Raw genomic sequence first — 5,448 nt, 5'->3', positions numbered from 1 at the left:
AAAAAAAGTTAAAAAATGAGTTGACTGTAAAAATAAGATTTGCTATTATAAGAAAGCTGTCGCAGGAAAAGGCGAAAGCAAAAAAAACTTTTAAAAAAAGATTTAAAAAAAGATTGACAATTAAAAGTTTAACTGGTAATATTAAATAGTTGTCGCAAGAAAAGCACGGCAGCGGTTAGCACCTTGAAAACTGAATAAATAAGAATTAACAAACCAATGTGTAGGCTAAGATAAACAACGATTTATCTAGTCAATTCAAACAATAACTAACGAAACGTTAGTGGACAAATGAGCATAAAACATTTCGGTGTTTTAAATCATAACAATCGAATCCGATGGTACAATCGGAACTAATTTGAGAGTTTGATCCTGGCTCAGGACGAACGCTGGCGGCGTGCCTAATACATGCAAGTAGAACGCTGAAGTAGGAGCTTGCTCTTACGGATGAGTTGCGAACGGGTGAGTAACACGTGGGGAACCTACCTTCTAGCGGGGGATAACACATAGAAATGTGTGCTAATACCGCATAACAATGATTGTTGCATAACGATTATTTGAAAGGCGCAATTGCGTCACTAGAAGATGGCCCCGCGGTGCATTAGCTAGTTGGTGAGGTAACGGCTCACCAAGGCAATGATGCATAGCCGACCTGAGAGGGTGATCGGCCACACTGGGACTGAGACACGGCCCAGACTCCTACGGGAGGCAGCAGTAGGGAATCTTCGGCAATGGACGAAAGTCTGACCGAGCAACGCCGCGTGAGTGAAGAAGGTTTTCGGATCGTAAAACTCTGTTGTAAGAGAAGAACGTTGATGAGAGTGGAAAGTTCATCAAGTGACGGTATCTTACCAGAAAGCCACGGCTAACTACGTGCCAGCAGCCGCGGTAATACGTAGGTGGCAAGCGTTGTCCGGATTTATTGGGCGTAAAGCGAGCGCAGGCGGTTGATTAAGTCTGATGTGAAAGCCCCCGGCTCAACCGGGGAGGGTCATTGGAAACTGGTCAACTTGAGTGCAGAAGAGGAGAGTGGAATTCCATGTGTAGCGGTGAAATGCGTAGATATATGGAGGAACACCAGTGGCGAAGGCGGCTCTCTGGTCTGTAACTGACGCTGAGGCTCGAAAGCGTGGGGAGCGAACAGGATTAGATACCCTGGTAGTCCACGCCGTAAACGATGAGTGCTAAGTGTTGGAGGGTTTCCGCCCTTCAGTGCTGCAGCTAACGCATTAAGCACTCCGCCTGGGGAGTACGACCGCAAGGTTGAAACTCAAAGGAATTGACGGGGGCCCGCACAAGCGGTGGAGCATGTGGTTTAATTCGAAGCAACGCGAAGAACCTTACCAGGTCTTGACATCCTTTGATCAACTCAGAGATGAGTCTTTCCCTTCGGGGACAAAGTGACAGGTGGTGCATGGTTGTCGTCAGCTCGTGTCGTGAGATGTTGGGTTAAGTCCCGCAACGAGCGCAACCCTTATTGTTAGTTGCCATCATTCAGTTGGGCACTCTAGCGAGACTGCCGGTGATAAACCGGAGGAAGGTGGGGATGACGTCAAATCATCATGCCCCTTATGACCTGGGCTACACACGTGCTACAATGGGAAGTACAACGAGTCGCAAAGTCGCGAGGCTAAGCAAATCTCTTAAAGCTTCTCTCAGTTCGGATTGTAGGCTGCAACTCGCCTACATGAAGCCGGAATCGCTAGTAATCGCGGATCAGCACGCCGCGGTGAATACGTTCCCGGGCCTTGTACACACCGCCCGTCACACCACGAGAGTTTGTAACACCCGAAGCCGGTGGGCTAACCTTTATGGAGGCAGCCGTCTAAGGTGGGATAGATGATTGGGGTGAAGTCGTAACAAGGTAGCCGTATCGGAAGGTGCGGCTGGATCACCTCCTTTCTAAGGATATGTCAGAGGTGTCAAAGCCTCTGACAACGGAATACACAGGTTTGCTTGATTCTTATTTATTTAGTTTTGAGGGTGGTAACATCTTCAAACGTTTGTGGTTTCCTTAATGCTTTGGCATTTAGAAAATTACGAAGCGTTGCACATTGAAAACTGAATACACAATACAAACAAATTTTTTTTTAGAATCAGAAATGATTCGACCAAAAAATCACCGAGAGAAAAAGAGTTTGAGAAATCTATATCGCTATAGATGAAGGACAAACATTAAAAACTTAGCATTAATTGCAAGATTAGTGATGAGTTTTGCGAGTGGTTTAATCAAGTTCAAGGCAGATGAGACGAAGCAATCTTTTGATTGTGAGTTGAAATCTAACGCAGAAATTGATTTAAGCACGACGCAAAAAAGGTTAAGTAATTAAGGGCGCACGGTGGATGCCTTGGCACTAGGAGCCGAAGAAGGACGTGACTAACGACGATATGCCCCGGGGAGCTGTAAGTAAGCAATGATCCGAGGATTTCCGAATGGGGGAACCCACGATATTTTGAGTATCGTACTTTTAAGTGAATACATAGCTTAAAAGAGGAAGACACAGTGAACTGAAACATCTAAGTAGCTGTAGGAAGAGAAAGCAAACGCGATTCCCTAAGTAGCGGCGAGCGAAACGGGAAGAGGCCAAACCACAGAGCTTGCTTTGTGGGGTTGTAGGACTCAGCTGTGGTACTAATATTGATAGAAGAATTAACTGGAAAGTTAAACCAAAGAGAGTAAAAGTCTCGTATTCGAAATTGATTGACGACCTATGAGTATCCTGAGTACGGCGGAACACGAGGAATTCCGTCGGAATCCGGGAGGACCATCTCCCAAGCCTAAATACTCCCTAGTGACCGATAGTGAACCAGTACCGTGAGGGAAAGGTGAAAAGCACCCCGGAAGGGGAGTGAAATAGAACCTGAAACCGTGTGCTTACAACAAGTTCGAGCCCGTTAATGGGTGAGAGCGTGCCTTTTGTAGAATGAACCGGCGAGTTACGATATGTTGCGAGGTTAAATTGCAGAAATGGAGCCGTAGGGAAACCGAGTCTGAATAGGGCGCCATAGTAACATGTCGTAGACCCGAAACCATGTGACCTACCCATGTCCAGGTTGAAGGTGCGGTAAAACGCACTGGAGGACCGAACCCACGTACGTTGAAAAGTGCGGGGATGAGGTGTGGGTAGCGGAGAAATTCCAAACGAACTTGGAGATAGCTGGTTCTCTCCGAAATAGCTTTAGGGCTAGCGTCGAGTGATGAATTATGGAGGTAGAGCACTGTTTGGGTGAGGGGTCCGTCTTGGATTACCAATCTCAGATAAACTCCGAATGCCATTAATTTTAGCTCGGCAGTCAGACAGTGAGTGATAAGATCCATTGTCGAAAGGGAAACAGCCCAGACCACCAGTTAAGGTCCCCAAATCTATGTTAAGTGGAAAAGGATGTGGGGGTGCACAAACAACTAGGATGTTGGCTCAGAAGCAGCCACCATTTAAAGAGTGCGTAATAGCTCACTAGTCGAGTGCCCCTGCGCCGAAAATTTACCGGGGCTAAACATAGTACCGAAACTGTGGATTACAGTAATGTAATGGTAGGAGAGCGTTCTAATTGCGCTGAAGGTATACCGTGAGGAGTGCTGGAGCGATTAGAAGTGAGAATGCCGGTATGAGTAGCGAAAGACAGGTGAGAATCCTGTCCACCGTAAGACTAAGGTTTCCAGGGGAAGGCTCGTCCGCCCTGGGTTAGTCGGGACCTAAGCTGAGGCCGAAAGGCGTAGGCGATGGCCAACAGGTTGATATTCCTGTACTAGGTAATATTGTTTGAGCAATGGAGGGACGCAGTAGGCTAATCGATCATCCTGATGGATGGATGTCCAAGCATTAAGTTTTGAAAAGAGTCAAATGCTTTTTTCTATAAGAACAAGATGTTATGGGGAGCGAAATTATAGTAGCGAAGTTGATGATGTCACACTGCCAAGAAAATCTTCTAGTTAGATATTACTTACCCGTACCGCAAACCGACACAGGTAGTCGAGGCGAGTAGCCTCAGGTGAGCGAGCGAACTCTCGTTAAGGAACTCGGCAAAATGACCCCGTAACTTCGGGAGAAGGGGTGCTGAACTTCGGTTCAGCCGCAGTGAATAGGCCCAAGCGACTGTTTATCAAAAACACAGGTCTCTGCTAAATCGTAAGATGATGTATAGGGGCTGACGCCTGCCCGGTGCTGGAAGGTTAAGAGGATTGCTTAGATTCGTCGAAGGTAAGAATTGAAGCCCCAGTAAACGGCGGCCGTAACTATAACGGTCCTAAGGTAGCGAAATTCCTTGTCGGGTAAGTTCCGACCCGCACGAAAGGCGTAACGATTTGGGCACTGTCTCAACGAGAGACTCGGTGAAATTTTAGTACCTGTGAAGATGCAGGTTACCCGCGACAGGACGGAAAGACCCCATGGAGCTTTACTGTAGTTTGATATTGAGTGTTTGTACCACATGTACAGGATAGGTAGGAGCCTATGATTTAGGGACGCTAGTTTCTAATGAGGCGCTGTTGGGATACTACCCTTGTGTTATGACCACTCTAACCCGCTACGCTAATCGCGTAGGGAGACATTGTCAGATGGGCAGTTTGACTGGGGCGGTCGCCTCCTAAAGAGTAACGGAGGCGCCCAAAGGTTCCCTCAGAATGGTTGGAAATCATTCGAAGAGTGCAAAGGCAGAAGGGAGCTTGACTGCGAGAGCTACAACTCGAGCAGGGACGAAAGTCGGGCTTAGTGATCCGGTGGTACCGCATGGAAGGGCCATCGCTCAACGGATAAAAGCTACCCTGGGGATAACAGGCTTATCTCCCCCAAGAGTCCACATCGACGGGGAGGTTTGGCACCTCGATGTCGGCTCGTCGCATCCTGGGGCTGTAGTCGGTCCCAAGGGTTGGGCTGTTCGCCCATTAAAGCGGCACGCGAGCTGGGTTCAGAACGTCGTGAGACAGTTCGGTCCCTATCCGTCGCGGGCGTAGGAAATTTGAGAGGATCTGACCTTAGTACGAGAGGACCGGGTTGGACTTACCGCTGGTGTACCAGTTGTCTCGCCAGAGGCATCGCTGGGTAGCTATGTAGGGCAGGGATAAACGCTGAAAGCATCTAAGTGTGAAGCCCCCCTCAAGATGAGATTTCCCATTCTTTAAGAATTAAGAGCCCTCAGAGAAGATGAGGTAGATAGGTTGGAAGTGTAAGTGAAGTGATTCATTGAGCGGACCAATACTAATCGCTCGAGGACTTAACCAATTTATAACTCCGGTTATTGTTTGTCATTGTGTATTCAGTTTTGAGTGTGCAACACTCAAGGTTAGGCTATTAACAATTAGCTTGATTAGTTCAGAAATTTCTTCTGACGCCCAGTGTGGCAGCGATAGCAAGAAGGACACACCTGTTCCCATGCCGAACACAGAAGTTAAGCTTCTTCACGCCGAATGTAGTTGGGGGTTTCTCCCTGCGAGACTAGGAAGTTGCCATGCGA

The 5,448-nt window shown here is 47.7% G+C and carries 3 rRNA genes; all 3 read left to right on the top strand.

Features of this window, described 5'->3' with window-relative positions:
* Nucleotides 1–351: 351 nt before the first annotated feature.
* The 3 genes from HOY35_RS13220 (at nucleotide 352) to rrf (ending at nucleotide 5,446) form a co-directional block, all read left to right on the top strand.
* Nucleotides 352–1,899: ribosomal RNA gene (locus HOY35_RS13220) — 16S ribosomal RNA — on the top strand.
* A gap of 414 nt (nucleotides 1,900–2,313) precedes the next feature.
* Nucleotides 2,314–5,216, top strand: a 23S ribosomal RNA gene (locus HOY35_RS13215).
* Nucleotides 5,217–5,330: 114 nt separating this feature from the next.
* Nucleotides 5,331–5,446 (top strand): 5S ribosomal RNA (gene rrf, locus HOY35_RS13210).
* Together the 16S, 23S and 5S rRNA genes form the textbook arrangement of a ribosomal RNA operon.
* The last annotated feature ends 2 nt before the right edge of the window (nucleotides 5,447–5,448 follow it).

The organism is Enterococcus sp. MMGLQ5-1, assembly GCF_013155265.1.
GTDB lineage: Bacteria > Bacillota > Bacilli > Lactobacillales > Streptococcaceae > MMGLQ5-1.
The sequence above is the reverse complement of the archived record's forward strand: the minus strand, read 5'-3'. Positions and strand labels throughout refer to the sequence as shown.